The sequence below is a fragment of the Streptomyces sp. NPDC090108 genome (assembly GCF_044747185.1).
Taxonomy (GTDB): Bacteria; Actinomycetota; Actinomycetes; order Streptomycetales; family Streptomycetaceae; genus Streptomyces.
Genome location: NZ_JBIVDQ010000008.1, coordinates 295,842 through 322,476 on the forward strand (window position 1 = coordinate 295,842; position 26,635 = coordinate 322,476).

Sequence of the window (26,635 nt, forward strand, 5' to 3'; positions counted from 1 at the left end):
GGATGCGGGACGGCGACGTCACCGGCCTCGCCACGCAGGACGGCGCGGCCACGGACGGCAAGAGCGGCAAGGACGACAGGGACGGCGAGGACCACAGGCGCGCCCCGGACACAGCGGGCGGATTCATCGCGCTGGAGAAGGTCGAGAAGGTCTTCGAGGTGCGCAGGAAGACCGGGTTCCTCAAGCGGGAGCGGCGGCAGGTGCGGGCCGTGGACTCGATCTCGTTCACCGTGGCGCGCGGCGAGATGGTCGGGTACATCGGCCCGAACGGCGCCGGGAAGTCGACGACGATCAAGATGCTGACCGGCATCCTGACCCCGAGCGCCGGCCGGCTGCGGGTGGCGGGGATCGACCCGTCACGGGAGCGGGCACGGCTGGCGCACCGGATCGGGGTGGTGTTCGGGCAGCGCACGACGCTGTGGTGGGACCTGCCGCTGATCGACTCCTACCGGCTGGCCCACCGCATGTACCGCATCCCCGAAGCCCGTTACCGGGAGAACCTGGACCGCTGCGTCGAACTGCTCGAACTGGCCGACCTGTTGGACGTGCCCGTGCGGCAGCTGTCGCTGGGGCAGCGGATGCGCGGGGACATCGCGGCGGCCCTGCTGCACGATCCGGAGGTGCTGTACCTGGACGAGCCGACGATCGGGCTGGACGTCGTCTCGAAGGCCAAGGTGCGGGGATTCCTCAAGGAGTTGAACACCACGCGCGGCACGACGGTGCTGCTGACGACGCACGATCTCCAGGACATCGAGCAGCTGTGCTCACGGGTGATGGTGATCGACCACGGGCGGCTGATGTACGACGGCCCGCTGGCCGGGCTGCACGAGGCCGGGGACGGCGAGCGGACGCTGGTGGTGGACCTGGAGCGGGAGCTGCCGCCGATCGAGGTGCCGTCGGCGCGGGTGGTGCGGGTCGAGGGGCCCCGGCAGTGGCTGGCGTTCCCGGCGGGCCAGTCGGCGGCGCCGCTCGTGGCGCACATCGCGGCGGGGTATCCGCTGGTGGACCTGTCGGTGCGGGAGCCGGACATCGAGGCGGTCATCGCGAAGATGTACGCGGGGAAGGCGGTCTCGTAGGCTGCTGCCATGACCGACGACGCCCGTCCGGACCGCCGCACTTCCGATGCCGTACCGGACCGCCGCGCCTCCGAAGCCGTACCGGATCTCCGTGCCTCCGACGCCGATCGCGAGCGTGTCGCCGAGGTGCTGCGGGACGCCGTCGCCGAAGGGCGCCTGGACATGGAGGAGTTCGAGGAGCGGCTGGACGCGGCGTACAAGGCGCGTACGTACGCCGAGCTGGCGCCGCTGACCCGCGACCTGCCGGCGTCCGGGGTCCCGGCGCCTCCGGTCTCCTTCACCAAGGATCCGGTGGAGAGCGGGAATTGGGCGGGTCGGATCGTCGGCGGCGAGGGGTCGTCGACAGGCGCGGTCGCCGTCATGTCGGGCTTCCAGCGCAAGGGCCGCTGGACGGTGCCGAAGCGGTTCACGTGCCTGGCGTTCTGGGGCGGCGGGGAGATCGACCTGCGGGACGCGGACTTCGCGGACCGCGAGGTCGAGATCAACTGCTTCGCGGTGATGGGCGGCGTGCAGGTGACGGTGCCGCCGGGGGTCGAGGTCGTGGTGCGCGGCATCGGCGTCATGGGCGGCTTCGAGCATCCCCGGTGGGACGAGCGCGGTGAGCCGGGCGCGCCCCGGGTGGTCGTCGGCGGCTTCGCGTTCTGGGGCGGTGTGGGAGTGGAGCGCAAGCTCCCCCGTGCCGAGCGGCAGCGGCTGAAGGAACAGCGCCGCCGGGAGCGTCTGGAACGCGGGCGCGGGGAGGACTGAGCGGGTCCGCTCGCGGGCGCCCGCTCCTTCCGCGCGTCCCGGCTCGGCTCTACGGCGTGCACACCTTCGTCAGTTCGCCCGCCGCGTCGGTGACGGGGCCGAGGTCGGGAGTGCTGTCGCCGTTCCTGAGCGCGGTACGGACGTCGGCGACGGCCTCGTCCAGGTGGTCGACCGCCTGGTCGACGTCGGCGTCGCCGGTCCTGTCGCCGATCTTCCTCAGGTCGCTCTCGATGGAGTCGAGGGAGGCGTCGGCCCCGGCCGGGTCGTCCGCCGCGTTCTCCACGGTCTGCTGGAGGCGGGTGACGCTGTCGGCTATCGAGTCGGCGGTCTGCACGCAGTCCAGGGCCCTGTGCACGGCGTCGCAGCCGGTGGCGAGCCCCACGGTGAGCGCCGTGAGGGCGGTGAGCGCGGTGAGCGCGACGGCGGTGGTGCGGCCTCGGCGTCGACTGGCGGCCATGGCGGTGTTCCCCTCCCCGGTACGGCTGGCCGGGCGCGCGGCGGCGATCCGGGCACCCGTACGAAGAGGGACGCCGGGGAGGGGGCGGAGGTTGCCGCCCCCCTCGGGGGGCGACGGCGCTTCCGCCCCTCCTGGGCGGGGGTGAGGCCTACTTCTCCAGGGTGGCGGCCAGGGCCGCCTTCTGGAGGGCGGCGAGTTCGGTGCAGCCGCCGACGGCGAGGTCGAGCAGGGAGTCGAGCTCGGCGCGGTCGAAGGGCGTGGCCTCGGCGGTGCCCTGGACCTCGACGAAGCGGCCGTCGCCGGTGCAGACGACGTTCATGTCGGTCTCGGCGCGCACGTCCTCCTCGTAGCAGAGGTCGAGCAGGGGGACGCCGCCGACGATGCCGACGGACACGGCCGACACCGTGCCGGTGAGCGGCTGCCGGCCGGCCTTGACCAGCTTCTTGCCCTGGGCCCAGGCGACGGCGTCGGCGAGGGCCACGTAGGCGCCGGTGATGGCCGCCGTGCGCGTGCCGCCGTCGGCCTGGAGGACGTCGCAGTCGAGGACGATGGTGTTCTCGCCGAGCGCCTTGTAGTCGATGACGGCGCGCAGGGAGCGGCCGATGAGGCGGGAGATCTCGTGGGTGCGGCCACCGATCTTGCCCCGGACCGACTCGCGGTCGCCGCGGGTGTTGGTGGAGCGGGGCAGCATGGAGTACTCGGCGGTGACCCAGCCCTCGCCGCTGCCCTTGCGCCAGCGCGGGACGCCTTCGGTGACGGAGGCGGTGCAGAAGACCTTGGTGTCGCCGAAGGAGACGAGGACGGAGCCCTCGGCGTGCTTGCTCCAACCGCGTTCGATGGTGACCGGGCGGAGCTGTTCGGGCGTGCGGCCGTCGATTCGAGACATGGGCACGAGCCTATCCGCACTCGCGCGGCGGCCTCCGCCCCCGGCGGGAGGAGCCCCCGCCGGGGGGCGGTCCGGGGCTCACATCATGTCCTCGATCTCCCCGGCGACGGGGTCGGCGTCGGTGCCGATGACGACCTGGACCGCGGTGCCCATCCGGACGACCCCATGGGCGCCGGCGGCCTTCAGCGCGGCCTCGTCGACCAGTGAGGGGTCCGCGACCTCGGTGCGCAGGCGGGTGATGCAGCCCTCGATCTCGACGATGTTGTCGATGCCGCCGAGCCCGGCGACGATCTTCTCAGCCTTGCCGGCCATGCTTGTCGCTCCCTGATCCGATCCGGTTTGTCGCAGTAACCCACAGTCGGACCGCGTTCGCGAGCATTCGGGCCGTACGTGCCGCATGATGGCGATTCCGCCGGGGCGGCGGCCCCGGCCACCCCCGGACCCCGCCCCGCTCTCCCCCGGCGCCGGCCGGGCGGATCCCCAGGAGGACGTTGTGACCACGGCGACCGCCGTTCCCCCGGCCGCGAAGAACAAGGGCGCCGGGGTGATGCCCGTGCTCCAGCGCATCGGCCGCAGCCTGATGCTGCCGGTCGCGGTGCTGCCCGCCGGCGCCCTCCTGGTGCGCCTCGGCCACGAGGACATGCTGGGCCGTGCCTCCTTCCCGGCGCCGGTGACGCGGGCCGCGTCGTTCATGGCGGCGGGCGGCGAGGCGATCCTCGGCAACATGGCGCTGCTGTTCGCCGTCGGTGTCGCGGTCGGGTTCGCGCGGAAGTCGGACGGTTCGACGGCGCTGGCGGCGGTCGTCGGCTATCTGGTCTTCCGGAACGTGCTCGGCACGTTCACGGACGGAAACCTGCCGAAGGTGGCGACGGCCGTCGGCGGCAAGGTCGTCATGACGGCCGCCCCGGTGGACGCCAAGGTGCTCGGCGGTGTGGTGATGGGGCTGGTGGTGGCGCTGCTGTTCCAGCGCTTCCACCGCACGCGGCTGCCCGACTGGGCGGGCTTCTTCGGCGGCCGGCGCCTGGTGCCGATCCTGTCGGCGTTCGCGGGTCTCGCCCTGGGCGTCGTCCTCGGCTTCGTGTGGCCGGTCCTCGGCACGGGGCTGCACGGGCTCGGCGAGTGGCTGGTGGGCTCGGGGGCGGTCGGCGCGGGTGTCTTCGGCGTCGCCAACCGCGCGCTCCTGCCGGTCGGCATGCACCACCTGCTGAACTCGTTCCCCTGGTTCCAGGCGGGCGAGTTCCACGGCAGGAGCGGCGACATCCAGCGCTTCCTCGCCGGTGATCCGACCGCCGGCCAGTTCATGACCGGCTTCTTCCCGATCATGATGTTCGCCCTGCCGGCCGCCTGCCTGGCCATCGCGCACTGCGCCCGGCCGGAGCGCCGCAGAGCCGTCGGCGGGATGATGCTCTCCCTCGCCCTGACGTCGTTCCTCACGGGCGTCACCGAGCCGGTCGAGTTCACCTTCATGTTCATCGCGCCGGCGCTGTACGCCGTCCACGCGCTGCTCACCGGTGTCTCGATGGCGCTGACCTGGGCGCTGGGCATGCGGGACGGCTTCGGCTTCTCCGCGGGCGCGGTGGACTTCGGGCTGAACCTGGGCATCGCCTCGGACCCGTGGGGCCTGGTCCTGGTGGGCCTGTGCTTCGCGGCCGTCTACTACGCCGTCTTCCGCTTCGCCATCGTCCGGTTCGACCTGCCCACCCCGGGCCGCGAGCGGGACACGGAACCGGGCGCGGACCCCGGGGAAGGGGGCGAAGGGGACGGGGCGTCAGGGGAACCGGGCGGGGCCGGGCGGGCCGGGTAGCACCCCGCCCCCGCGGCGGCCGGGCCCGCGGGGGCGGGGCCGCCGCGGGGCGGGGGCGGGGGTGTGCGGGGCGGAAGGGGCCGTCAGATCTCGTAGACCGTTCGCGGGACGGCCAGTTCCACCGGTCCGCCGAACGCCTCGCGCGCGTCCGCCAGGTTGACCAGCGGGTCGGTCCACGGAGGGATGTGGGTGAGCACCAGCAGCCCCGCGCCGGCACGGGCCGCGGTCTCCCCCGCCTCGCGGCCGTTGAGGTGGAGGTCGGGGATGTTCTCCTTGCCGTGCGTGAACGCCGCCTCGCACAGGAACAGGTCGGTGTCCCGGGCCAGTTCCTCCAGCACCGGGCTGACGCCCGTGTCACCCGAGTAGGTCAGGGCCTTGCCGTCGTGCTCGACGCGGATGGCGTACGCCTCCACGGGGTGCGGGACGCGCTCGGTGTGCACGGTGAACGGGCCGATCTCGAACGTGGACGGCTTGACCGTGTGGAAGTCGAACACCTCGCTCATGGAGGAGGCGGAGGGCGTGTCGGCGTAGGCGGTGGTCAGCCGGTGTTCGGTGCCCTCGGGGCCGTAGACCGGGATCGGGTCGCAGCGGCCGCCTTCGTGGCGGTAGTAGCGGGCGACGAAGTAGGCCAGCATGTCGATGCAGTGGTCGGCGTGCAGATGGCTGAGGAAGATCGCGTCGAGGTCGTAGAGACCGCAGTGGCGCTGCAGCTCGCCGAGGGCGCCGTTGCCCATGTCGAGAAGCAGCCGGAAGCCGTCGGCCTCTACGAGGTAGCTCGAACAGGCCGATTCCGCGGACGGGAACGACCCCGAGCAGCCGACGACGGTGAGCTTCATGAAGCAGAAACCTCCGTTGGCCAGAACCGGTGGGCGGAGAGCGGGCGGATGAAGGGGAGCGAGGGAGCGGAGAGCCGGGAGAAGCGGGAAACGCGGTGCCGGAGACAGGGTGTGACGGGGAGAGTGCGGTTCGTCGAGCCTAAGGCGCGTGGGGGCGGGTGACTCCTCCGCCAGGGGCCGTTGTGGGCGAACTCACCTGTGGTGTCACCGGTTCGGCTGGACCCGGGGCGCATGGGATCCACAGAGGGCGCGCACGGCGAGGCGCGCGCCGGTAACGTCGTCCCTATGGACACGTCCTGGTGGCTGGCGCTCGCGGCGGTGATACTGCTCGCGCTGGTCGCCACGCTCGTCGACGGCTGGGGTCGCGGCAGCAGGCCCGGTGGACGGCGGTTGCGGCCGCCGGGGCGGCCTGAGCGGCGCGACCGCGCGGCGGGGCGTCCCCGTCCGGGCGACATCTGGTGGGCGAACGTGCCCTACGAGGACCGTCCCGAGGTCAAGGACCGGCCCTGTCTGGTGCTGTCCGTGCGCGGCGACCGCGCGACGGTCGCGAAGATCACCAGCAAGTACCACGACGAGCGCGCCGGGGTGATCCCGCTGCCGCCGGGCGCGGTCGGCGACGCCCAGGGCCGGCCGAGCTTCCTCCAGACCGACGAGCTGCGCGAGGTGCCGGTGGGCGACTTCCGGCGCCGGGTGGGCGTGGTCGACCCGGTCCTGTGGGACCAGGTACGGCACCTCGCGGGATAGCGGGACAGCGGGAGACACCCCCTGGGGATGTCTCCCCGGAACGCGGTCCTCAGGCCACGCGGACGGTGACGGTCCAGTCCTGGATCCCCTTGCAGGAGACCTGGCCGGGTGCCGTGGGCCGGGCACACAGCGGCCGGGAGGACGTCAGCCGGGTGGTGCCGGCCGCCTGGGCCCGGTAGGCCGCGGTCGCGTCGCCCGGCAGGACGGCGAAGCCCGCGTTGACCGCCCCCAGGGCGCCCCCGCTCGCCGCGACCGGCTTCCAGGGCCGGCTTCGGGTCCCGTCGAGGGTGAGCCGCAGCTCCCCGCCCTTGGTCAGGCAGACGGTACGGCCGTTGTCGGCGGCCGTCAGCTCCACGTGCCCGGTGCACCGGCCCGCGCCGGCCGGGGACGAGGGCGAGGAGGCGGGCGGAGAAGAAGGGGAGGACGCGGGGGGCGCGGTCGGTGCGGAGGAGGCGGCGGACGGCGACGGGGAGGAGGGGGAGGCGGCCGACGGGGACACCGTGCCGCCGTCCCCCTTGGCGTCGGCCCCGCCCGGGGAGCCGCAGCCGGTGAGGAGCAGTGCCGCCGCCGCGAGGACGGTGGCGATGGGTGTCGTACGGCGCATGGTGTCCGCCTCTCTGCCGTGGCCGGCCGGCCCCTGGTACGGATGTGACGTACCGGGTGCGGAAATGGATCCCTCCGCGACGTGCCCGGTCCCGCACGCGGACGGGTGTCCGGGTGCGGGACCGGGTGTGGTGCGGGGAGGAGGTCAGCTGGTCGCGACGGAGGTGTCGTCGAGGACGAAGCTGGTCTGGAGGGAGGTGTCCTCCACGCCGCTGAACTTCAGGGTGACCGTCTGGCCCGCGAAGGAGGACAGGTCGAAGCTCTTCAGGGCGTACCCGGTGGCGGCGTTGACGTTCGAGTACGTCGCCAGGGTGGTGGAGTTGGCGGTCACCGTCAGCTTGTCGAAGGCGCTGCTGCCGGTCTCGGCGGTGTCGACGTGCAGGTAGAAGGAGAAGGTGGCGTGGCAGCCGGCCGGGATGGTCACCGCCTGGGAGACGGTGTCGGTGTGGCTGGAGCCGTATCCGTCGAGCCAGGCCTTGTAGGAGCCGCCGTGCGCGGCCTCACCGGTGTCGTTGGTGATGACGCCGGTGCTGGCGGTCCAGACGGTGCTGCCGGACTCGAAGCCCGCGTTGCCGAGCAGCTGGGACGCGGTGCAGGTGCCGCCGCCACCGCCGGTGCCGGCGGTGAAGGCCGCGGTGCCGTTCGGGGTGCCCCAGCCGGTCGGGCCGTCGTAGCCGGCGCGCGCGGTGCAGAAGTACGAGGTGGAGCAGGTGCCGTTGTTGCCGGTGGTGACGTCGTTCAGGTTGGCGGTGTGGCTGTAGGGGTACTTCGCCGGGTAGTCGGTCGCGCCCGGGGTGCCCGCGAGGGCGTAGACGCCGGCGATGATCGGCGCGGAGGCGCTGGTGCCGCCGTAGACCGCCCAGCCGGAGCCGCCGTAGGTGTCGTAGACCGCGACGCCGGTGGCCGGGTCGGCGACGGCGGAAACGTCGGCCTCCATGCGCTTGGCGCAGCCGGTGTCGGTCTGCCAGGCGGGCTTCGGGTCGTAGGCGGAGCAGCCGGAGCCGGTGCCCTCGGTGGAGCTGGTGTGCCAGACCGACTCGCTCCAGCCGCGGGAGTTGGAGGCGGTGGTGAGCGCGGTGCCGCCGACGGCGGTCACGTACTGGGAGGTCGCCGGGTACTCGGCGCCGTAGGCCTCGTCACCGGCGGAGACGGTGATGGCGACGCCCGGGTGCTTGAAGTACTGCGTGTCCTCGGTGGTCTGGGAGGACGCCTCGGAGCCGCCCCAGCTGTTGGAGACGAACTTGGCGCCGAGGGAGACGGCCTCGTTCTCGGCTATGCCGAGGTCGCTGTCGTTGGCGGAGTTGGCCTCGACCAGGGTGATGTTGCAGTTGGGGCAGACCGCGCTGACCATGTCGATGTCCAGCGCCTCTTCACCCGCCCAGCCCGTGTCGTTGGTGGGCAGCGAGGTGGTGGAGCCGGTCTGGCTGACCTGCTTGAAGCAGCCGTTGGCCTTGGTGCAGGCGGACAGGCCGAAGGTCGAGCGGTAAGTGGCGAGGTCCGCTTCGGCGTTGGGGTTGTTGTACGCGTCGACGACCGCGACCGTCAGGCCCGAACCGCCGGTGGAGGGCAGGCTGTAGGCGCTGTGCAGGTTGGCCGGGGAGAGGCCGGAGGGCGCGGCGGCGGCGAGCGCCGTGGCGAGCCGCTGCTTGATGTCGGTGCGGCGCTGCGCGAAGCAGGACGCGTGGCCCGGCGCGGCGGTGGCGCACAGGTGGGTGGTGGGGACCTTCTGGCCGGCCTTGCCGGTGGTGTGGAAGATCTGCCGGTCGGCGGCGGTCAGGGCCTTGGCGTTCTGCGTGGACCGGGAGACGTGGGGTGCGGCGGCGCCGGGCTGGGCCCCGGCGGTCGGCGCGGCGGCGAGGCCGGCGACGGAGAGGGCGAGGGCGGGGAGGGCGACGGAGAGAAGTCTTCGCAGACTCCGCCGGCTCGTGCGTGACTCACGCATGGGGTGCTGCCTCCGTGGGGAAGGTGGGGGTTCTCGTACGGGGTGGGGCAGGGCCCGTGACGCGCGTAGCGGCGGCGACCGCGCAGTCATGAGCATGACACTCAGCGGCTGCTGAGCATTGCTGTTAAGGACATGACACTGTGCGCGAGGAACGTACGGCCGGCGGGCGGACGCACGGCAGTACCGGAGGGAATTCTTTGCCCCTCCATAGAATGCGGTTGGCCCCCTCATGAGAGGGGGCTGACGCGTTTTTGATCAAGAGACAGGCATGAAACCGCCTGCCCGGACGCCCCTAGGGGAGACGCCCCCTAGGCCCAGAGCTGGCCGTGCAGGGTCTCGATCGCCTCTTCGGTGGTGGCGGCGGTGTAGACGCCGGTCGAGAGGTACTTCCAGCCGCCGTCGGCGACGATGAACACGATGTCGGCGCTCTCGCCCGCTCTGACCGCCTTCCTGCCTACCCCGATCGCCGCGTGCAGGGCGGCGCCGGTGGAGACGCCCGCGAAGATGCCCTCCTGCTGGAGGAGTTCGCGGGTGCGGGCGACCGCGTCCTCGGAGCCGACCGAGAAACGGGTGGTGAGCACGGAGGCGTCGTACAGCTCGGGCACGAAGCCCTCGTCGAGGTTGCGCAGGCCGTACACGATGTCGTCGTAGCGCGGCTCGGCGGCGACGATCTTCACGTCCGGCTTGTTCTCGCGCAGGTAGCGGCCGACGCCCATCAGGGTGCCGGTGGTGCCGAGGCCCGCGACGAAGTGGGTGACCGAGGGCAGGTCCGCGAGGATCTCCGGGCCGGTCGTGGCGTAGTGGGCACCGGCGTTGTCCGGGTTGCCGTACTGGTAGAGCATCACCCAGTCGGGGTGCTCCGCGGACAGTTCCTTGGCCACGCGCACGGCGGTGTTGGAGCCGCCCGCGGCCGGGGAGGGGATGATCTCGGCACCCCACATGGCGAGCAGGTCCCGCCGTTCCTGCGAGGTGTTCTCGGGCATCACGCACACCATGCGGTAGCCCTTGAGCTTGGCGGCCATCGCCAGCGAGATGCCGGTGTTGCCGGAGGTCGGTTCCAGGATCGTGCAGCCGGGGGTAAGCCGGCCGTCCTTCTCCGCCTGCTCGATCATGTGCAGGGCGGGGCGGTCCTTGACCGAGCCGGTGGGGTTGCGGTCCTCCAGCTTGGCCCAGATCCGGACGTCGGGGGACGGCGAGAGCCGCGGCAGGCGCACCAACGGGGTGTTGCCCACCGCGGCCAGCGGGGAGTCGTAGCGCATCGGAGTACGACGGCCGGTCAGGCCATGCCGCCGGCGACGGCCGGCAGGATCGTCACGGTGTCGCCGTCCGACAGCTTGGTGTCGATGCCGTCGACGAAACGGACGTCCTCGTCGTTCAGGTACACGTTCACGAAGCGGCGCAGCTTGCCGTCCTCGACGATGCGCTCCCGGATGCCCGTGTGCCGGGTCTCGAGGTCGGCGAAGAGCTCGGCGAGGGTCTCCCCGGTGCCGTCGACGGCCTTCTCGCCGCCGGTGTACGTGCGGAGGATCGTGGGGATGCGGACCTCGATGGCCATGTTGCGGGCTCCTGTCGGAAAAGGGTCGTCGAATTCGTCGATGCGGGGCACGCGCGGCGGACCGCGCCGCGGCTCCCGGCCGCACGGCGGCGGGGACGTCAACAGATGGCGCTGTTCAGCCTGCACAGATCGACGTGGAGCCGCGCCACGAGCAGCATGCCCGGCGCCTCGTCGCTCACGTCGTTCAGAACCATGGGCTCATCGTATCGATTCCCGGTCCGGGTCCTGGAAGGCGATCTCGCATGGTGGATGAACACCGACCGGAGTGTGGGCGGCGCCCGCCGGGACCCGCGAGCCGCCCCGGCACCCGGCGGCGGTCAGTACGCCTCCACGATCCTGACCTCCTCCTCCGTGACCTCGCCGTCGACGATCCGGAAGGAGCGGAACTGGAACTCGCCGAGGCCGTCGGTGTCGGCGGTGGAGACGAGGACGTAGTGGGCGCCGGGCTCGCCCGCGTAGCCGATGTCGGTGCGGGAGGGGTAGGCCTCGGTCGCGGTGTGGGAGTGGTAGACGATCACCGGCTCCTCGTCGCGGTCGTCCATCTCGCGGTAGAGCCTGAGCAGGTCACCGGAGTCGAACTCGTAGAACGTCGGCGACATGGCCGCGTTGAGCATCGGGATGAAGCGCTCGGGGCGGTCGGAGCCCGCGGCGCCCGCGACGACGCCGCACGCCTCGTCGGGGTGGTCCTTGCGCGCGTGGGCGACGATCTGGTCGTGCAGGGCCTGGGTGAGGGTCAGCATGCGCGCCAGGATAGACAAGGGGCCGTCCCGTACCGGGATGTGGTACGGAACGGCCCGCATGCCGGACGTCCTGAGCGGCGGCCACCGGGAGTGCCACGAGTACTCCCGGCGGCCGGACGTCCTGGGGGTGGTCCCCCCGGAAGGTCAGCCGACCTTCTCCAGGGCCGGCTCACCGCGGTCGGTGATCTCGGGCGAACGGGACTTCATGAAGAACCATCCGATGCCGAGCACGAGTGCCCACGCCGCCATCACGTACAGGCAGATGCGGGAGTCGGAATCGTACGCGATCAAGCCGGTGACGAAGAGCAGGAAGGCGATGGCGATGTACGAGCACACCGCGCCGCCCGGCGCCGGGAAGGACGAGGCGGGCAGCCGGCCCGCGGTGACCGCGCGGCGGTAGCGGACGTGGCTGACCAGGATCATCAGCCAGGTCCAGATGCCGGCCGCGGTGGCGACGGAGGTGACGTACGCGAAGGCCTTCTCCGGGACGACGTAGTTCAGGACCACGCCGATGCCCATGAACAGCACGGACACGGTGACGCCGAACGCCGGGGTCTTGGTGGAGGACAGGCGGGCGAAGACGCGCGGGGCCTCGCCGTTGTCCGCCAGGGTGCGCAGCATGCGGCCGGTGGAGTACATGCCGGAGTTGCAGGAGGACAGGGCCGCGGTGAGGACGACGAAGTTCACGATGCCGGCGCCGGCCGGGATGCCGATCTCCGCGAACGCCTTCACGAAGGGGCTGACGCCCGGCGCGAACTCGGTCCACTTGACCACGCAGAGGATCACCGAGAGGGCACCGACGTAGAACAGGGCGATGCGCCAGGGCAGCGTGTTGATGGCCTTCGGGAGGGTCTTCTCCGGGTCTTCGGACTCGCCCGCGGTCACACCGACCAGCTCGACGGCGAGGTAGGCGAACATGACGCCCTGCAGCGTCATCAGCGAGGAACCGATTCCCTTGGGGAAGAAGCCGTCGAACTGCCACAGGTTGGACACGTGCGCGGTGTCGCCGGCGGCGCTGAAGCCGAAGGTGAGCACGCCGAGACCGATGACGATCATGCCGATCAGGGCGGTGACCTTGACCATCGAGAACCAGAACTCCAGCTCACCGAAGAGCTTGACGGAGATCAGGTTGACGCCGAAGAGGATCACCAGGAAGACCAGCGCCGTCACCCACTGCGGGACGGACGGGAACCAGTAGTTGACGTAGATCGCGGCGGCCGTCAGTTCGGCCATACCGGTGACGACCCACATCAGCCAGTACGTCCAGCCGGTGAAGTAGCCGAAGAACGGGCCGAGGAACTCGCGCGAGTACTCGGCGAAGGAGCCGGAGACGGGGCGGTAGAGCAGCAGCTCGCCCAGGGCCCGCATGATGAAGAAGATGATCGCGCCCGCGACGGCGTACATCAGGATCAGGCTGGGGCCGGCCTTGGCGATGTTCGCCCCGGCGCCCAGGAAGAGGCCGACGCCGACGGCGCCGCCGATCGCGATCATCTGGACCTGGCGGCTGCCGAGCCCTCGCTCGTACCCCTCCTCAGGGGCTGCGGAGACCTTTTCCGAGGCCATGTCTGGTGCGCCTTTCTCCATGCCGACCCGGGCCTTCAGTCGGCCTCGGGGCGGGTTTCGATCCCCCCGGATTGATGGAGCTGGACGGGTTTCGCGAGCCCGTCCATTGCCTGGCCGGCGGTCGCCGGCTCGGTGGCGCACCCGGCGGACAAGGGTGGTGTTCGCCGGGCGGTCGTGAAGATGTATCACGGCCGCACCGAAGAACGCAGAGCGTGGATGTGGCGCAACACACAGGAAGAACCGGACAAAGAGCGCCCGAATGCGACAAACCAGGCCGCAACGGTGACGGGATCGTTATCCGGATTTGAGCGTCCGCTGAGCGAACGCGAAATCGCCCCGAATCAGGACATGAGGGTGGAGACGAGGGTCTCCTGGAGGCCTCCGAGCCACAGATAGGCGAGCACCATCGGCTTGCGCGGGTCCTCGTCGGGGAGGTGGTAGAGGAGATCGGCGTCGTCCTCGTCGGTGATCTCCAGCCGGGCGCCGATCGCCAGCCGGAGGTCGTTGAGGGCGCCGAGCCACTGCCGGGACTCGTCCTGCGTCAGCTTCAGCACCGCCCCGCCGCCGTCGCCGGCCGCCGGGGCCAGCGCGTCCAGCGTGCGGATCACCACGAGGGCGGTCTCCCGCTTGCCGGCCCGGAGGTCGTTCTCGGTGTAGCGGCGGAACTCGGCGGAGTGGGCGCGCCGCTCCTCCGCGTCGAAGGGCGAGTCCGGCGCCTTCTCCGGGTCGCTGTAGGCGTCCGGGAAGAGCCGCCTGAGGACCGGGTCGGCCGGCGGCTCGCTCGGGCCCTCGGCGAACAGCTCGGCGAGCGGATCGGCCGGGGCGTCCTCACCGGGGCCGGGGCCGATCAGCTCCAGGAGCTGGACCGCGAGGGAGCGGATGATGGAGATCTCGACGTCGTCGAGCGCGACGGCCGCGCCGCCGCCGGGGAGCGGTTCGAAGTGTCCTGGCATATGACTGCGCTGCTACTTCCGGTCCTGCTGGAGGGTGGCCCACAGACCGTAGCCGTGCATCGCCTGCACGTCGCGTTCCATCTCCTCGCGACTGCCGCTGGAGACGACCGCCCGGCCCTTGTGGTGGACGTCGAGCATGAGCTTGGTGGCCTTGTCCTTGGAGTAGCCGAAGTACGACTGGAAGACGTACGTCACGTAGCTCATGAGGTTGACCGGATCATTGTGGACGATCGTGATCCAGGGGACGTCGGGTTCGGGTACGGCGAAGACCTCCTCCGCCGACTCGGTGCGTTCGATCTCTACGGGCGCGGGTGACGTCACAGTGCCCATGCTGCCACGCGTCCCACAAATCGTCACACTGACGAAATGGGAGTACCATCCCTCGTCATGAGCACAGCGGACCTAGGGCTGCCGGTGGACGTTCCCTCGACGGCTCTCTTCACGGACCAGTACGAGCTGACCATGCTGCAGGCCGCGCTGAAGGCCGGTACGGCCGGCCGGCGCAGCGTCTTCGAGGTCTTCACCCGCAGGCTGCCGAACGGGCGCCGCTACGGGGTGACGGCGGGCACCGGGCGTGTCCTGGACGCGGTCGAGAACTTCCGTTTCGACGAACGCCAGCTCGGCTTCCTGCGCGACCGGGGCATCATCGACGAGCGGACCCTGGAGTGGCTCGCCGGCTACCGCTTCGGCGGTGACATCTGGGGCTACCCCGAGGGCGAGGTGTACTTCCCCGGCTCGCCGGTCCTGCGGGTCGAGGGCAGCTTCGCGGAGTGCGTGCTGCTGGAGACCGTGATCCTCTCCATCCTCAACCACGACTCGGCCATCGCGGCCGCCGCCTCCCGGATGGCCTCGGCCGCGGGCGGGCGTCCGCTGATCGAGATGGGCGCGCGCCGCACCCACGAGCTGGCCGCGGTGGCCGCCGCGCGCGCCGCCTACGTCGGCGGCTTCGCGACCACCTCCGACCTGGCGGCGGGTTTCCGTTACGGCATCCCCACCGTCGGCACCTCCGCGCACGCCTTCACCCTGCTGCACGACAGCGAGCGCGACGCCTTCCGCGCCCAGGTGGACACCCTCGGCCGCGGCACCACGCTGCTGGTCGACACCTACGACGTCGCGGAGGCCGTCCGCACGGCGGTGGAGGTGGCCGGTCCCGAGCTGGGCGCGGTGCGCATCGACTCCGGCGACCTGCTGCTGGTCGCGCACCGGGTGCGGCAGCAGCTGGACGAGCTGGGCGCGCGGGACACCCGGATCGTCGTCACCTCCGACCTGGACGAGTACGCCATCGCCTCGCTGGCGGCGGCCCCCGTGGACGCGTACGGCGTCGGCACCCAGCTGGTGACCGGCTCCGGGCACCCGACCTGCTCCATGGTCTACAAGCTGGTCGCCCGCGCCGAGTCCGCCGACCCGGCGGCCCCGCTGGTGCCGGTGGCGAAGCGGTCGACCGGGGGCAAGACCTCCGTCGGCGGCCGCAAGTGGGCGGCGCGCCGGCTGGACGCGTACGGCGTGGCCGAGGCCGAGGTGGTGGGCACCGGACCGGTCCCCGAGGAGCTGGAGGGCCGGCAGCTGCTGGTGCGGCTGGTCAAGGGCGGCGAGGTGGTCGCGCGCGAGCCGCTCGACGCGGCACGCGAGCGGCACATCGCGGCGCGGGCGAACCTTCCGCTGTCCGCGACCCAGCTGTCGCGCGGGGAACCCGTCATTCCGACGGAGTACGTACACCCGGGTCCGGGTAACTAGAGCGGGACCGCCGTGCACCCCGTGAAGGCCCCCTCCCGCACCGGCCGCGAAGTCTCTAGGCTCAGACAATCGACACTCCCCCGAGTGCTCCGGGCGAGGGGGACCCCCACCGAAGGACACCCGCCATGCGCCGCGCCTTGATCGTCGTAGATGTGCAGAACGACTTCTGCGAGGGCGGCAGCCTCGCGGTGTCCGGTGGCGCGGACGTGGCCGCCGCCATCACCGAGCTGATCGGGCAGGCGGCGGGCACCGGGTACCGGCACGTGGTCGCGACCCGTGACCATCACATCGCGCCGGGCGGGCACTTCGCGGACAACCCGGACTACGTCCGGTCCTGGCCGGCGCACTGCGTCGCCGGTACCGAGGGGGTCGGCTTCCACCCGAACTTCGCGCCCGCCGTCGCGTCCGGCGCGGTGGACGCGGTCTTCGACAAGGGGGCCTACGCGGCGGCGTACAGCGGGTTCGAGGGGGCCGACGAGAACGGGGTGAAGCTCGGCGACTGGCTGCGCGCCCGGCAGATCGACGAGGTCGACGTGGTGGGCATCGCCACGGACCACTGCGTGCGGGCGACCGCGCTGGACGCGGCCCGGGAGGGCTTCCGCACCCAGGTCCTCCTGGATCTCACCGCCGGAGTCTCCCCCGGCACCACCGAGACCGCCCTGGAAGAACTCCGCACCGCCGGCGTGGACCTCACCGGCAAACCCGTCATCAACACCTGACCCCCACCCCCAGTCCCCCACCCCCCCAGGGGCGCGAGGAACTGCGCAACAAACCACCCCGCACCCGCACCCGAAAACGCACCCCAACCCCCCCCCACCCCGGGGGCGCGAGGAACTGCGCGACAAGCCACCACCGGCCGGCACGGCAAACCCCACCTCAGCCCCCACCCCCCAGGGGCGCGGGGAACTGCGCGACAAGCCACCCCGGGCCGGCGCGATAAAACCCACCCCGGCCCACCCCCAGGGGCGCGGGGAACTGCGCGACAGACCACCCCGCACCCGCACGGGAACCCTCATAGCTGCGGAGTCGCCACCCGTCCCCGCAACAACGCCCGGATCGGATGCCACAACTCGGTCGAAGCGACACCCTCCCCCCGGGCCGTCCGCCATATCAACCCGTCCGGATGATGCAGCACCGCCGTGATCTCGTCCGGCGAAGGCGGCGCCGAGTTCCCCCGCAGATACACCGCCCGCAACCCCAGATTCCGCAGCCGCGTCAACGCACGGGCCCGGTTCTGCGCGTGCACCAGCACCCGCACCCCGGGTGAGCCGTCGGCGCCGTGCGGCAGGTTCAGTGCCACCACCACCGTGCCGTTCGGCAGCTTGCTGAAGCCTCCTGCGGCCATGCGGTCACGTCCCCGTTCCGGTCGGTGTCAATAAGCGCGTCACAGGACGCACCTAAACACGATCGGCGGCAACCCGCCAGAGGGTTGCCGCCGATACGCTTCTGACCTGCGGAGTTACCGCTTACTTCACCGCAGGGCCGACCTCGAGCTCGATCGTCGAGCCGTTCCCGGCCTGCTTCGTGATCTTGATCTTCGTGTTGGTGTCAGTGACCTTGACACCACCGGTCGGGTTCGACGCGTCGTAGTAGGTGCTGGCGTGGTCGTTGAAGACCGGCACCCCCTTCTGCGACTTGATCTTCAGCGCGACGTCCGCCTTGTGCAGCGTGATGCCGTCCGTGGCGTCCAGGCCGAAGGGCGAGTCGTAGGCCTGGATCCGGTTGCGCAGCAGCGTGCCGTCGGCCCACTTCAGCGCGGTCGGGTGCGCGTCGACCGGCAGGATCAGACCGGTGCCCGGGTGCGCCTTGACGTTGGTGTTGTTGTCCGCCTGGGAGGTGTCCCACTTCCAGATCAGCAGGCCGTTCTGGTACGGGTAGTGCTCCACCCAGTCCGGACGCGACGCGAAGCCGAAGTTGTACGGGCCGACCTTGAGGGTCTTGTCGTACGACTGGTACTGGCGGTTCTCGGCGATGTAGTACTGCTTGTAGTCCTTGGTGAAGGACGCGCCGATGCGGGAGAAGCCCGAGGCGGTCCAACCGGCGTCCGCCGACTCGGCGTTGTCGGAGAACAGCGTCGAACCGTCCGCGGTGACCGCGATCTCGTCGGCCGCGAAGCCCTTCTGCGCGACGCCGCCGTCGGTCTGGTAGCGGAAGCGCAGCTGGACCTTCTGGCCCGCGTAGGCGTCGAGCGAGTACGACAGCTTCTTGTAGCCGTCCGCCGTACCGGTCAGCGCCGGCTTGCCGGAGCCGTCACGCGGGACGGGCTGGCCGTCCACCGTGCCGTCCAGGGCGTTCCAGTTGGCGCCGCCGTCGGTGGAGACCTCGGCGTAGAGGTAGTCGAAGCCGTTCTCGATGTCGTACCAGCCGTCCAGGCCCAGCGTGGCCGAGGACTTGCCGGTGAGGTCGACGGAACGGGTCAGCGTGTTCTTGAGGTTGTCACCGCTGCCGCTCCACCACTGCGTGGCGCCCTGGGCCGGGGTGACGATCTGGGTCGTGACCGCCTTGTCCGGCAGCGAGACGACCAGCCCCTGGCGGTACTTGGTGTTGTACTCGGCCAGGCCCAGCTTGTGCCACGAGGAGACGCCGGCCTTGGCGGTGTCGTAGGTCAGCCAGCCCAGCTGCAGCTTGTCCCAGGCGTTCATGTCGCCGGGCAGGTTGCCGATGGCCTCCTTGCCGGTGCCGAGCCAGGAGCCCGAGGACATGAGGGTCCAGAAACCGGTGGAGTTGTCGCCGCCGTTGGTGTCGTACTCGTCCGGCAGGCCGAGGTCGTGGCCGTACTCGTGCGCGAAGACACCGAGGCCGCCGTTCTCCGGCTGGATGGTGTAGTCGCCGACCCAGACACCGGTGTCGCCGACCTGCGCGCCGCCGAGCTTGTTGTCGCCCGGGCCGGTGGCACCGGCGTCGCTGCCGAAGGCGTACCAGCGGTGGGCCCAGATGGCGTCCGTGCCCTGCGCGCCGCCGCCCGCGGACTCGTCCTCACCGGCGTGCACGATCTGGAAGTGGTCGACGTAGCCGTCGGGCTCGTTGAAGTTGCCGTCGCCGTCGTAGTCGTAGCGGTCCCACTGGTCGTACTTGGCCAGGTCCGCCTTGATGTCGGCGTCGGACTTGCCGGCCGCCTTCTGCTTGGCGACCCAGGCGTTCAGACCGTCGCTGACGACGTTCCACACGCTGGTGCAGTTGGTCTGGCCGCAGGCGTTGTTGCCGTAACGGGCCTCGTTGTAGGGGACCTTGACCCAGTCCGAGACCTCACCGTCGACCGAGTAGCGGCCCGAGGACTGCGTCTCGTAGTACTTCTTCAGCGACTCGGTGTTCTTGCCGGTGCCGAAGTAGAGGTCCTGGAAGTGCTTCTGGTTGTAATCCGTCTGCCAGGCGGTGCTGTTGTCCTGCTTGCGGTCGGGCGCGGCGATCTTGTTGTGCAACGGGCCCGTGGTGCCGCCGTACTTGGGGTCCGTCTGGTCCCCGAACTCCACCAGGATGGTGAAGATCTTGTCGGTCTTCTCGCGGCTCAGCTCGACGTACTTGCTGTCGCCCTTGCGGCTCTTGAGCTGGACGACCTTCGAGCCGTCGCGGTCCTTGGCCTTGACCTTGCCCGCGATGAGCTGGTTCAGAGCCTCCTGCCGCTGGGCCTCCTGGGTCTTGCTCAGAGGTCCGTCGAGGTCGTGCTCCCGCTGCCCCACCGGGGCCGGGTCGTGCCGGTTCGCCACGGCGCCCCGGGCCGGGGTGCTCGCCTCCGCGACGGCGAACGTCGCGTAGGTGGCGGAGGCCGTAGCAAGCGCCACACCTATCGCGGCCGCTCTGAACGTCCAGGGTCTGATGGTCACTTGAGATCCTCCCCCGCGCCGCGCCCACGGACAGGAGATCCGGGTCATGGAAAGATCCGTGCGCGCACGATCAACGCGTGTAATCAAGTGACGACATTTGACTAGAGGTTTAGGAGAAAAGACAGACCTTGACTTGCACAGGACAACTGCACTATGCGGAGCGGTAGTTCGCTTTACGAACAGGGGAAGCTCCGCCAACGGGCGCGTGATCATGAGTACTTGGCGGCGCCATGACTCCGTGCGCCCCCCTGTGCACCGGCACAGCGGGTAAGGGCATGCTTACCGGGTATTCCGTTCGGGCATGCACGCTCATGGAGTCGAACGGCACCCCCTCTCCATCTTCCGAGGACACGATTGCCATGCCTCGTCCGACCACCGCACAGCTCGCCTACGGTTCGTCCACCGTGATCTTCTCGACGCTCGCCATGCTGCTGCTGTCGCAGACGGGTTCGGGCCTCGGGATCGCCGTCATCGCCCTGTCCGCCCTCGCGCTCGGGCTGCTCGTCGCCATGACGGTGCCGTTGCCCGCCCGCGCGGCACCCCAGGAGACGGACGGGGCGGAACAGGCGGCCCCCGCGGCCGGCCGGACGCGCGGGCGGGGGTCCGCGCGAGAACCCGTGGCCGCCGGCGCCGATCCGGCGCGCGAGCGCTCGGCCTCCTGAGGGACACACACGGAAGCGGCGGGTCCGGGCTTCGTGCCGGACCCGCCGCTCGCGTCGCTTCCGCCTCTTCGGGTGCTTCCGCCTCTTCGGGTGCCTCCGCCCGCGCGCCCGTGCCGCGCGCGTGTCAGCGGGTGCGTCAGCGGGTGCTGACCACGACCGTCTTGGCCGCCTTGTCGTCGAGCCCCTGCTTGTACGGGCGGTCGAAGTAGCTCCAGCCGCCGCAGATCGCGGTCCAGACGCAGGCGCAGCAGAACGCGAACGGGATCCACAGCACCAGGGCGCGGATCAGCGAGGTCTGGAAAGACGGCGTGGCCCCGTTGTCCAGGTTGGCCACCCGCATGTGGAACCACTTCTTGCCGAGGGTCTGCCCGTGCCGGGCCGTCAGGATCGTGTCGTAGGCGACGTAGAGCACGGCCGCGACGACGGACTGCCCGAGGGACTTGCCGGCGTCGATCGTGTCGCCGTTCACGTCGTACTCGCGGACCCCGAACGCCCAGGTGAGCAGGTAGACGACGATGCCGACGATGATCATGTCGACGATGCGCGCGAGGGTGCGCTTGCCGCTGTCGGCGAGCGGGGGCATGCCGGCGAGCGGGTCGGTGGGGTAACCGCCGCTGTCGTAGGGCCCGCCGCCCCCGTGCGGACCGCCGCCCCCGTAGGGGTTGCCCCCGCCGTGAGGGCCTCCGCCGTAGGGGTCGCCCCCGCCGCTTCCGCCGCCGTAGGGGCCGTTCCCGTACGGGTCGCCGCCGCTTCCGTAGGGGTTGCCGCCGTCGTGCGGGGGTGGCTGCGACCCGCCGGGAGGCGGCGGGGTCCCGCCCTCCGGCGGCGGGTCGTACGGCGAGCCCGCCCCCTGGTCCGACGGTGGCCGCTTCCTCAGCGGGTCGTCGTCCGGGGGGTGCGGTCCGGAGCCGGGGGGCGGTTCGCTGCTCATGGCCCGAGTGGACCGCGAACGCCGGGGTCCCGCATCCGGCGCGCGGCCGTACGGGGGACGGCCGGTGCCGGTCGGCCCGTGGTCGGTCCGCGGTCAGTCCGCGACGAAGGTGTGGGCCGCCTTGTCGTGCCAGCACTGGTGCCAGGGGCGGTCGAACAGGCACCACAGCACGCCGACGGCGCCGATGCCGAGCAGGCCGGGAACGCTGTAGACCAGCCAGCGGCGCAGAGCCGCGCCGAACGCCGGGGGCTCGTGTCCCTCGATGTCCCGCACCTGCAGACCGCACAGCTTCTTGCCCAGGGTGCGGCCCCACCTGGCGGTCGGCAACACCTCGTAGACGACGCCGAAGACGAGGAGGACGGCGAGGACGATGCCGAGGGAGGTGCCCGTCGTACCGTCGAGCAGCCACACCGTGACCGTACGGCCGGACAGCCTGGCCCGGTCGATCTTGTGCTGGATGTGGTCGACGGCCTGAACGCCGAGCGGCACGGCGGCGACGCCCGTCACGGCGCCGATGACCAGGTTGTCGATCAGCCGGGCGATCAGGCGCTTGCCGAGGCCGGCGGGGCGGGCCGCGGCCTGCCGGCGCGCGGCCGCCTGGAACACGTCCTCGACCGGCGGCTTCCACGGGGCGACCGGCTGCTCGTCCGCCCCGCCGGCCAGTTGGTGCACCTGCTGCGCCCAGGACGCCTGTCCGCCGCCGATGCCCGGCGCCATCGGGGCGCCTTGGGCCCCCTGGTGCGGCACCGGGGGGACCACGGCGGTGGGAGCCTGAGGTGCCTGCGCGGCCTGCGGCGCCTGGGCGGCCTGTGGCGCCGCGGGCTGGGGTGCCTGCGCGGCCGCGCGGGCGGCGGCGTCCTTGCCGACCGCGAAACCGGGGCCCGCGGGCGGGGCGGGCCGGGAGGCGGCGGGCGACTGACCGGCGGGCGGCGCCTGGTGGCCCTGCGGTGCCGGGTGCGCCTGTGCGGCGGGGGTCCCGGCGGGGCCCTGGGCGAAACCGCCGGCCGCCGCGGCCGGGTGCTCACCGGCGCCGGGCGCCGCGCCCGCGCCGGAGCCGTGCGGCCCGAAGCCGGGCGTGCCCGCGCCGTCCCGCCCCGGCACCTGACGGAAGGTCATCGTGCCGTCGTCCTGGCGGGGCGTCGCCGCGGGGCCGGGCGTGGGGCGGCGGAAGAGGAACGTGCCGCCGGAGTCGGCGGTGGCGCCCTCCTCCGCCCCCGGGGCCTCGGTGCGGGGGGCCTGCTGGGCCGGGATGTCCGCCGGGATCCGCGGATCGGCGCCCTGCGGGGCGGAGCCGCCCGCGTCGCCTGACGCCCCCGGGTCCCGGCCGGGCCAGGCGGCGTGGCCCGGACCCTCACCGGCACCGGTCCCCCAGGCGGACGGCTGCGGCCGCGGGTCCTCGTCGAAGAAGTGCGGGCCCGTCTCCTCCACCGCGGGCGCCGCGGGCCGGCCTCCCGCGGGCGGGATGAGCGGCTCGCCGTCCCTCGGGGCCGGGCGGCTGGTGCCCGGCACCCATGAGGCGCCGTTCCAGTACCGGACGTAGCCGGGGATGGACGGGTCCGGGTAGTAGCCCTCGCGGGGCCTGTCGTCGCCGGGTGCCGGGGTGGGGGCGCTCATGTCCGTCGTCCCGTATCTGCTCGGGGGTGGGATAGGGGGCTCCACATCTACCAGACCCGGGCACCCCCCACGGCCACTCCCGCCGTACCCACCCCTTTCCGGGCTACCCCGTGCACGGTTCCCGCGCGTACGGCCCTCGGCGCGCCCCGCCGCTCGCGGCCGCGTCCGGCGGCCGTATCCGGCGCCGCGCCACCGCCGCGCCGCCACCACGTCGCTGTCACGACGGCAGCCGTGGCGGCCTCACGGGTGCCGGAAAAAAACTTTCCCGAACCCGCGTAATGCTCCGGCCCCATCCCCCTCTCCTCCCGTGCGGGCCCATTCGCGGCGGCCCCGGTGAGAGAAGGAGACGCAGGTCATGGAGCACACGGTGGTGGAGCGGGAGCTGGAACTGAAGCTCATCCTGTCGCCCGAGCGCAGCGTGCCCGTCCCGGCGAGGCTCATGTACCGCTCGGACGACCCCTACGCGGTCCACGTCACGTTCCACATCAACTCCGAGTCGCCCGTCAACTGGACGTTCGCCCGCGAGCTGCTGGTGGAGGGGGTGTTCCGGCCGTGCGGGCAGGGGGACGTGCGGGTCTGGCCGACCAAGTCCGAGGGGCGCAGCGTGGTGCTGATGGCGCTGAGTTCGCCGGACGGCGACGCCTTGCTGGAGGCCCCGACCCCGCAGGTCTCGGCGTGGCTGGAGCGCACGCTGCGGGTGGTGCCGCCGGGGACGGAGGGCGGGCAGCTGGGCCTCGACGACGCGCTCGACCAGCTGCTCGCCCGGTGAGCCCCGGGCGCGGGACGGGAACCGGGCGCGGGACGGGAACCGGGACCGGGACCGGGACGGGAACCGGGACCGGGCGCGGGACCGGACACGCGACCGGGCGCCGGGTTCAGAACAGCTTGCCGGGGTTGAGGATGCCGAGCGGGTCGAAGACCTGCTTCACGGCCCGCTGCATCTCCAGCCCGACCGGTCCGATCTCCCTGGCCAGCCACTCCTTCTTCAGCACGCCCACCCCGTGCTCGCCGGTGATGGTGCCGCCGAGTTCGAGCCCGAGGGCCATGATCTCGTCGAAGGACTCGCGGGCCCGGCGGGCCTCGTCGGGGTCGAGGGCGTCGAAGCAGACGGTGGGGTGCGTGTTGCCGTCGCCGGCGTGCGCGCACAGGCCGATGGTGAGGTCGTACTTCCCGGCGATCCGCTCGACGCCCTCCAGCATCGCGCCGAGCTTCGAGCGGGGCACGCACACGTCGTCGATCATCGTGGTGCCCTTGACCGCCTCCAGCGCGGTCAGCGACATGCGCCGCGCCTGGAGGAGGAGTTCGGACTCGGCGGCGTCGTCGGCGGGGACCACCTGGGTGGCGCCGGCGGCCTCGCACAGGACGCCGACGGCCGCGAGGTCCGCGCGGGGGTCGGGGGTGTCGAAGGCGGCGAGCAGCAGCGCCTCGGTGGTCTCGGGCAGTCCCATCCGGGCGAGGTCGTTGACCGCCTTGACGGTCGTACGGTCCATCAGTTCGAGGAGGGAGGGCACATGACCGCCCTCCATGATCCGGCAGACGGCGTCGCAGGCGGCGGCCGCGGAGGCGAACTCGGCGGCGAGGACGAGCTGCTGCGGCGGTTTCGGCCGCAGCGCGAGCACGGCCCGCACGACGACGCCGAGCGAGCCCTCGGAGCCGACGAAGAGACGGGTGAGGTCGTAGCCGGCCACGCCCTTCGCGGTGCGGCGGCCGGTGGACATCAGGCGGCCGTCGGCGAGGACGACGTCGAGGCCGAGGACGTACTCGGCGGTCACGCCGTACTTCACGCAGCACAGCCCGCCGGAGGCGGTGCCGATGTTGCCGCCGATGGTGCACGTCTCCCAGCTGGAGGGGTCCGGCGGGTAGTACAGGCCGTGTTCGCCGACCGCGCGGGACAGGACGGCGTTGACGACGCCCGGTTCGACGACGGCGATACGGTCGACGGGGCTGATCTCGAGGATGCGGTCCATCTTCGTCAGGGACAGCACGACGCAGCCGTCGGTGGCGTTGGCGCCGCCGGACAGGCCGGTGCGGGCGCCCTGCGGGACGACGGGCACGCGCAGTTCGGTGGCGGTGCGCATGACGTGCTGGACCTGCTCGACCGTGCGCGGCAGGACGACCACGGCCGGGGCGCCGGCCGGGCAGAAGCTCGCCATGTCGTTGGCGTAGGAGGCGGTGACGTCGGGGTCGGTCAGGACGGCCTCGGCGGGCAGACCCGCCAGGAGCCGGTCGGTGAGGTTGCCGGTCACTTCGTCGCGGGGCGCTTCGATGCGGCTCATGATCACAGCGTCGCACCCGGGGCCATCGGTGTGAACCCCGTCCGTGCCTTCCCTGGGCCACCCGGATGTGTTCCCCGTGCTGGAGCACAGTGAGCGGTATGGAGAACCGACAGTATGACCACCGCTCCCCCGGTACGTCCCTGGTGGCCGAACCGCCGCCGGGCCGTTCCCGGCGCCGGCTGCGGCGGGTGCTGATCGCGACGCTGGTGACGGGTGCCGCGGCGGGCGCGGTGCTGGTGCTGCTGCCGCTGGAAGGGACCCCCGGCGGGCCGCACCCGCGCCGGCCGGCGGCCGGGGCGGGGTCCGCGGCCCCCGCGGCCGGTCCTCCCGCGCAGGTGCTGACGGCGGTGGTCTCGGGGGTGCCGGCCGCGCTGCCCGACCTGACCTCGCTCATCGGCCGCCAGGAGAGCACGGTGCGCGCGCGGCCCCGGGACGCGCGGGCCTGGGCCGTGCTGGGGGCGGCGTACGTGCAGCGGGGCCGGCTGACCGCCGACGCGGCGGACTACCCGAAGGCGGAGACGGCGCTGCGCACCTCGCTGGAGGTGCGCGGCACGGGCAACGCGGAGGCGCTGGCCGGGATGACCGCGCTGGCGAACGCCCGCCGCGACTTCCCCTCGGCCGAGCGGTACGGGGAGCAGGCGCTGAAGCTGACGCCGAAGCAGTGGGCGGCGTACCCGCCGCTGATCGACGCCTACACCGGGCTCGGCGACTACGAGAAGGCCCGGAGCACCCTGGACAAGCTGATGGGGCTGCGCACCGCGGCGGCGGACCGGCCCGCGGTGATGGCGCGCGCCTCGGCGGTGTACCGGGACCGGGGCTGGCGGGAGGACGCGGTGGCCCAGCTGACGGACGCGGCGGCCGCCGCCGGCACCCCCGCCGAGCAGGCCGCCTATCTGACCGGTCTCGGGCAGCTGGCCTGGGAGCGCGGCGACCTCGACGACGCGCTGCGGCACTTCGAGGGTGCCGTACGGCTCGATCCGGGCCGGCGGGAGGCGCTGGCCGGGAAGGGGAGGACGCTGGCCGCGCTGGGCCGCACCCCGCAGGCGCTGGACGCGTACCGGGCGGCCCTCGCCGGGCAGCCGGACGCCCGGGGCACGCTGGAGCTGGGCGAGCTGTACGAGTCACTGGGGATGACACGGGAGGCGCAGGCCCAGTACGAACTGCTCCAGACGCGGTTGCGGCAGGCCGCGGCGGGCGGGGTCGACGAGGAGCTGGTGGCCGGACGCTTCGAGGCGGACCACGGGGACCCGGGTGAGGCGGTGGCGCGCCTGGAGGAGGAGTACGAGCGCCAGCCGGGCATCGAGGTGACCGACGCGCTCGGCTGGGCGCTGCACCGCGCGGGCGACGACCAGGAGGCGCTGGCCCACGCCGTGGCGGCGACGGACAGGACGAAGGGCGGCGGGGTGCGCAGCGCGCTGTACGCCTTCCACCGCGGCGTCATCGAGCAGGAACTGGGGCTCGACGCACCGGCCCGGCGGCACCTCCAGGAGGCGCTGCGCGTCAACCCCTACTTCTCCCCGCTGTACGCGCCCGCGGCGCGGGCGGCGCTGCGGGAACTGGGGGACGTACCGGAGGAACCGCTGCCCGCCGGCGCCTAGCGGGTGTGCCGGGTGTCGCGGCCCGGGCCGGCCCAGGACGCCGGGGCCGGCCCAGGACGCCGGGTACGGACCAGGGCGCCGGGGCCGGAGGGG

General features: G+C 72.2%; 27 protein-coding genes. 9 read left to right on the forward strand and 18 right to left on the reverse strand.

The window, feature by feature from the left end; genetic code table 11:
* The first annotated feature begins 2 nt into the window (after nt 1-2).
* Both ACIPRD_RS27695 and ACIPRD_RS27700 read left to right on the forward strand, forming a co-directional pair.
* A complete protein-coding gene (locus tag ACIPRD_RS27695; RefSeq protein ID WP_401566892.1) occupies nt 3-1,076 on the forward strand; it encodes an ATP-binding cassette domain-containing protein in 1,074 nt (357 codons plus the stop codon).
* Between the two features lie 9 nt (nt 1,077-1,085).
* Nucleotides 1,086-1,823 (forward strand): DUF1707 domain-containing protein, encoded by a 738-nt coding sequence (locus ACIPRD_RS27700; RefSeq protein WP_356396750.1) that lies wholly within the window; start codon nt 1,086-1,088, stop codon nt 1,821-1,823.
* A gap of 49 nt (nt 1,824-1,872) precedes the next feature.
* On the opposite strand, the gene ACIPRD_RS27705 is transcribed toward ACIPRD_RS27700, so the two are convergent.
* The 3 genes from ACIPRD_RS27705 to ACIPRD_RS27715 all read right to left on the reverse strand — a co-directional run bounded on the left by ACIPRD_RS27705 (nt 1,873) and on the right by ACIPRD_RS27715 (nt 3,478).
* On the reverse strand, nt 1,873-2,280 hold the full coding sequence (locus ACIPRD_RS27705; RefSeq protein ID WP_401566894.1) for a hypothetical protein: 408 nt from the start codon (nt 2,278-2,280) through the stop codon (nt 1,873-1,875).
* A gap of 148 nt (nt 2,281-2,428) precedes the next feature.
* Nucleotides 2,429-3,166 (reverse strand): ribonuclease PH, encoded by a 738-nt coding sequence (rph, locus tag ACIPRD_RS27710; protein ID WP_356396744.1) that lies wholly within the window; start codon nt 3,164-3,166, stop codon nt 2,429-2,431.
* Between the two features lie 78 nt (nt 3,167-3,244).
* On the reverse strand, nt 3,245-3,478 hold the full coding sequence (locus ACIPRD_RS27715; RefSeq protein ID WP_356396742.1) for a PTS glucose/sucrose transporter subunit IIB: 234 nt from the start codon (nt 3,476-3,478) through the stop codon (nt 3,245-3,247).
* A gap of 181 nt (nt 3,479-3,659) precedes the next feature.
* On the opposite strand from ACIPRD_RS27715, the gene ACIPRD_RS27720 reads away from it, so the two are divergent.
* The gene (locus ACIPRD_RS27720; RefSeq protein ID WP_401566898.1) at nt 3,660-4,970 is read left to right on the forward strand and encodes a PTS transporter subunit EIIC; all 1,311 of its coding nucleotides are present in this window, start codon (nt 3,660-3,662) and stop codon (nt 4,968-4,970) included.
* Between the two features lie 83 nt (nt 4,971-5,053).
* Here ACIPRD_RS27720 and ACIPRD_RS27725 read toward each other — a convergent pair whose 3' ends face one another.
* The gene (locus ACIPRD_RS27725; RefSeq protein WP_356396736.1) at nt 5,054-5,806 is read right to left on the reverse strand and encodes an MBL fold metallo-hydrolase; all 753 of its coding nucleotides are present in this window, start codon (nt 5,804-5,806) and stop codon (nt 5,054-5,056) included.
* A gap of 285 nt (nt 5,807-6,091) precedes the next feature.
* Between ACIPRD_RS27725 and ACIPRD_RS27730 the strand changes: the two genes are divergently transcribed.
* Nucleotides 6,092-6,550: a type II toxin-antitoxin system PemK/MazF family toxin gene (locus ACIPRD_RS27730; RefSeq protein ID WP_356398996.1), complete on the forward strand. Its 459-nt coding sequence runs from the start codon at nt 6,092-6,094 to the stop codon at nt 6,548-6,550.
* Nucleotides 6,551-6,599: 49 nt separating this feature from the next.
* On the opposite strand, the gene ACIPRD_RS27735 is transcribed toward ACIPRD_RS27730, so the two are convergent.
* The 9 genes from ACIPRD_RS27735 to clpS form a co-directional block, all read right to left on the reverse strand.
* On the reverse strand, nt 6,600-7,154 hold the full coding sequence (locus ACIPRD_RS27735; protein ID WP_401566902.1) for a hypothetical protein: 555 nt from the start codon (nt 7,152-7,154) through the stop codon (nt 6,600-6,602).
* Nucleotides 7,155-7,298: 144 nt separating this feature from the next.
* Complete coding sequence (locus ACIPRD_RS27740; RefSeq protein WP_356396730.1) at nt 7,299-9,095, reverse strand: hypothetical protein; 1,797 nt, start codon at nt 9,093-9,095, stop codon at nt 7,299-7,301.
* Nucleotides 9,096-9,403: 308 nt separating this feature from the next.
* Nucleotides 9,404-10,354, reverse strand: coding sequence for a cysteine synthase (locus ACIPRD_RS27745; protein WP_356396727.1), 951 nt, complete (start codon nt 10,352-10,354; stop codon nt 9,404-9,406).
* A gap of 17 nt (nt 10,355-10,371) precedes the next feature.
* Nucleotides 10,372-10,650, reverse strand: coding sequence for a MoaD/ThiS family protein (locus ACIPRD_RS27750; protein WP_356396724.1), 279 nt, complete (start codon nt 10,648-10,650; stop codon nt 10,372-10,374).
* 98 nt (nt 10,651-10,748) lie between these two features.
* On the reverse strand, nt 10,749-10,844 hold the full coding sequence (locus tag ACIPRD_RS27755; RefSeq protein WP_356396721.1) for a putative leader peptide: 96 nt from the start codon (nt 10,842-10,844) through the stop codon (nt 10,749-10,751).
* A gap of 123 nt (nt 10,845-10,967) precedes the next feature.
* On the reverse strand, nt 10,968-11,390 hold the full coding sequence (locus ACIPRD_RS27760) for a M67 family metallopeptidase (RefSeq protein WP_356396719.1): 423 nt from the start codon (nt 11,388-11,390) through the stop codon (nt 10,968-10,970).
* A gap of 144 nt (nt 11,391-11,534) precedes the next feature.
* On the reverse strand, nt 11,535-12,953 hold the full coding sequence (locus ACIPRD_RS27765; RefSeq protein ID WP_356396716.1) for an amino acid permease: 1,419 nt from the start codon (nt 12,951-12,953) through the stop codon (nt 11,535-11,537).
* A 341-nt stretch (nt 12,954-13,294) separates the two neighbouring features.
* Nucleotides 13,295-13,906: a DUF2017 domain-containing protein gene (locus ACIPRD_RS27770; protein ID WP_356396713.1), complete on the reverse strand. Its 612-nt coding sequence runs from the start codon at nt 13,904-13,906 to the stop codon at nt 13,295-13,297.
* A 12-nt stretch (nt 13,907-13,918) separates the two neighbouring features.
* Nucleotides 13,919-14,236 carry an ATP-dependent Clp protease adapter ClpS gene (gene clpS / locus ACIPRD_RS27775; protein ID WP_356396710.1) on the reverse strand — a complete coding sequence of 106 codons (318 nt, stop codon included), beginning with the start codon at nt 14,234-14,236 and terminating at the stop codon, nt 13,919-13,921.
* A gap of 57 nt (nt 14,237-14,293) precedes the next feature.
* Between clpS and ACIPRD_RS27780 the strand changes: the two genes are divergently transcribed.
* Entirely contained in the window at nt 14,294-15,640 is a 1,347-nt protein-coding gene (locus ACIPRD_RS27780; RefSeq protein WP_356396707.1) for a nicotinate phosphoribosyltransferase, read from the forward strand.
* Between the two features lie 125 nt (nt 15,641-15,765).
* Nucleotides 15,766-16,359, forward strand: coding sequence for a nicotinamidase (locus ACIPRD_RS27785; RefSeq protein ID WP_356396704.1), 594 nt, complete (start codon nt 15,766-15,768; stop codon nt 16,357-16,359).
* Between the two features lie 293 nt (nt 16,360-16,652).
* Here ACIPRD_RS27785 and ACIPRD_RS27790 read toward each other — a convergent pair whose 3' ends face one another.
* Together ACIPRD_RS27790 and ACIPRD_RS27795 are read right to left on the reverse strand one after the other, a co-directional pair.
* Nucleotides 16,653-16,985, reverse strand: coding sequence for a hypothetical protein (locus ACIPRD_RS27790; protein ID WP_356396701.1), 333 nt, complete (start codon nt 16,983-16,985; stop codon nt 16,653-16,655).
* A 121-nt stretch (nt 16,986-17,106) separates the two neighbouring features.
* Nucleotides 17,107-19,461, reverse strand: a complete 2,355-nt coding sequence (locus tag ACIPRD_RS27795) for an immune inhibitor A domain-containing protein (protein ID WP_401566909.1) — start codon at nt 19,459-19,461, stop codon at nt 17,107-17,109.
* 359 nt (nt 19,462-19,820) lie between these two features.
* On the opposite strand from ACIPRD_RS27795, the gene ACIPRD_RS27800 reads away from it, so the two are divergent.
* Nucleotides 19,821-20,123: a hypothetical protein gene (locus ACIPRD_RS27800; protein WP_356396695.1), complete on the forward strand. Its 303-nt coding sequence runs from the start codon at nt 19,821-19,823 to the stop codon at nt 20,121-20,123.
* A 136-nt stretch (nt 20,124-20,259) separates the two neighbouring features.
* Here the strand turns inward: ACIPRD_RS27800 and ACIPRD_RS27805 are convergent, their stop codons facing one another.
* Together ACIPRD_RS27805 and ACIPRD_RS27810 are read right to left on the reverse strand one after the other, a co-directional pair.
* Nucleotides 20,260-21,054, reverse strand: coding sequence for an RDD family protein (locus tag ACIPRD_RS27805; RefSeq protein WP_401566912.1), 795 nt, complete (start codon nt 21,052-21,054; stop codon nt 20,260-20,262).
* A gap of 93 nt (nt 21,055-21,147) precedes the next feature.
* Complete coding sequence (locus tag ACIPRD_RS27810) at nt 21,148-22,668, reverse strand: RDD family protein (protein WP_401566914.1); 1,521 nt, start codon at nt 22,666-22,668, stop codon at nt 21,148-21,150.
* Nucleotides 22,669-23,023: 355 nt separating this feature from the next.
* Between ACIPRD_RS27810 and ACIPRD_RS27815 the strand changes: the two genes are divergently transcribed.
* Complete coding sequence (locus ACIPRD_RS27815) at nt 23,024-23,437, forward strand: SsgA family sporulation/cell division regulator (RefSeq protein ID WP_356396687.1); 414 nt, start codon at nt 23,024-23,026, stop codon at nt 23,435-23,437.
* Between the two features lie 106 nt (nt 23,438-23,543).
* Here ACIPRD_RS27815 and ACIPRD_RS27820 read toward each other — a convergent pair whose 3' ends face one another.
* A complete protein-coding gene (locus ACIPRD_RS27820; protein WP_401566917.1) occupies nt 23,544-24,950 on the reverse strand; it encodes an FAD-binding oxidoreductase in 1,407 nt (468 codons plus the stop codon).
* Between the two features lie 92 nt (nt 24,951-25,042).
* Here ACIPRD_RS27820 and ACIPRD_RS27825 point away from each other — a divergent pair, with 92 nt between their 5' ends.
* Entirely contained in the window at nt 25,043-26,542 is a 1,500-nt protein-coding gene (locus tag ACIPRD_RS27825) for a tetratricopeptide repeat protein (RefSeq protein WP_401566919.1), read from the forward strand.
* Nucleotides 26,543-26,635 lie beyond the last annotated feature (93 nt).

Bases quoted from the DNA above. Each gene is read 5' to 3' on its own strand.
- ACIPRD_RS27695 (WP_401566892.1), top strand. From the start codon at position 3: ATGCGGGACGGCGACGTCACCGGCCTCGCCACGCAGGACGGCGCGGCC.
- ACIPRD_RS27700 (WP_356396750.1), top strand. From the start codon at position 1,086: ATGACCGACGACGCCCGTCCGGACCGCCGCACTTCCGATGCCGTACCG.
- ACIPRD_RS27705 (WP_401566894.1), bottom strand. From the start codon at position 2,280: ATGGCCGCCAGTCGACGCCGAGGCCGCACCACCGCCGTCGCGCTCACC.
- rph (WP_356396744.1), bottom strand. From the start codon at position 3,166: ATGTCTCGAATCGACGGCCGCACGCCCGAACAGCTCCGCCCGGTCACC.
- ACIPRD_RS27715 (WP_356396742.1), bottom strand. From the start codon at position 3,478: ATGGCCGGCAAGGCTGAGAAGATCGTCGCCGGGCTCGGCGGCATCGAC.
- ACIPRD_RS27725 (WP_356396736.1), bottom strand. From the start codon at position 5,806: ATGAAGCTCACCGTCGTCGGCTGCTCGGGGTCGTTCCCGTCCGCGGAA.
- ACIPRD_RS27730 (WP_356398996.1), top strand. From the start codon at position 6,092: ATGGACACGTCCTGGTGGCTGGCGCTCGCGGCGGTGATACTGCTCGCG.
- ACIPRD_RS27735 (WP_401566902.1), bottom strand. From the start codon at position 7,154: ATGCGCCGTACGACACCCATCGCCACCGTCCTCGCGGCGGCGGCACTG.
- ACIPRD_RS27740 (WP_356396730.1), bottom strand. From the start codon at position 9,095: ATGCGTGAGTCACGCACGAGCCGGCGGAGTCTGCGAAGACTTCTCTCC.
- ACIPRD_RS27745 (WP_356396727.1), bottom strand. From the start codon at position 10,354: ATGCGCTACGACTCCCCGCTGGCCGCGGTGGGCAACACCCCGTTGGTG.
- ACIPRD_RS27750 (WP_356396724.1), bottom strand. From the start codon at position 10,650: ATGGCCATCGAGGTCCGCATCCCCACGATCCTCCGCACGTACACCGGC.
- ACIPRD_RS27755 (WP_356396721.1), bottom strand. From the start codon at position 10,844: ATGGTTCTGAACGACGTGAGCGACGAGGCGCCGGGCATGCTGCTCGTG.
- ACIPRD_RS27760 (WP_356396719.1), bottom strand. From the start codon at position 11,390: ATGCTGACCCTCACCCAGGCCCTGCACGACCAGATCGTCGCCCACGCG.
- ACIPRD_RS27765 (WP_356396716.1), bottom strand. From the start codon at position 12,953: ATGGCCTCGGAAAAGGTCTCCGCAGCCCCTGAGGAGGGGTACGAGCGA.
- ACIPRD_RS27770 (WP_356396713.1), bottom strand. From the start codon at position 13,906: ATGCCAGGACACTTCGAACCGCTCCCCGGCGGCGGCGCGGCCGTCGCG.
- clpS (WP_356396710.1), bottom strand. From the start codon at position 14,236: ATGGGCACTGTGACGTCACCCGCGCCCGTAGAGATCGAACGCACCGAG.
- ACIPRD_RS27780 (WP_356396707.1), top strand. From the start codon at position 14,294: ATGAGCACAGCGGACCTAGGGCTGCCGGTGGACGTTCCCTCGACGGCT.
- ACIPRD_RS27785 (WP_356396704.1), top strand. From the start codon at position 15,766: ATGCGCCGCGCCTTGATCGTCGTAGATGTGCAGAACGACTTCTGCGAG.
- ACIPRD_RS27790 (WP_356396701.1), bottom strand. From the start codon at position 16,985: ATGGCCGCAGGAGGCTTCAGCAAGCTGCCGAACGGCACGGTGGTGGTG.
- ACIPRD_RS27800 (WP_356396695.1), top strand. From the start codon at position 19,821: ATGCCTCGTCCGACCACCGCACAGCTCGCCTACGGTTCGTCCACCGTG.
- ACIPRD_RS27805 (WP_401566912.1), bottom strand. From the start codon at position 21,054: ATGAGCAGCGAACCGCCCCCCGGCTCCGGACCGCACCCCCCGGACGAC.
- ACIPRD_RS27810 (WP_401566914.1), bottom strand. From the start codon at position 22,668: ATGAGCGCCCCCACCCCGGCACCCGGCGACGACAGGCCCCGCGAGGGC.
- ACIPRD_RS27815 (WP_356396687.1), top strand. From the start codon at position 23,024: ATGGAGCACACGGTGGTGGAGCGGGAGCTGGAACTGAAGCTCATCCTG.
- ACIPRD_RS27825 (WP_401566919.1), top strand. From the start codon at position 25,043: ATGGAGAACCGACAGTATGACCACCGCTCCCCCGGTACGTCCCTGGTG.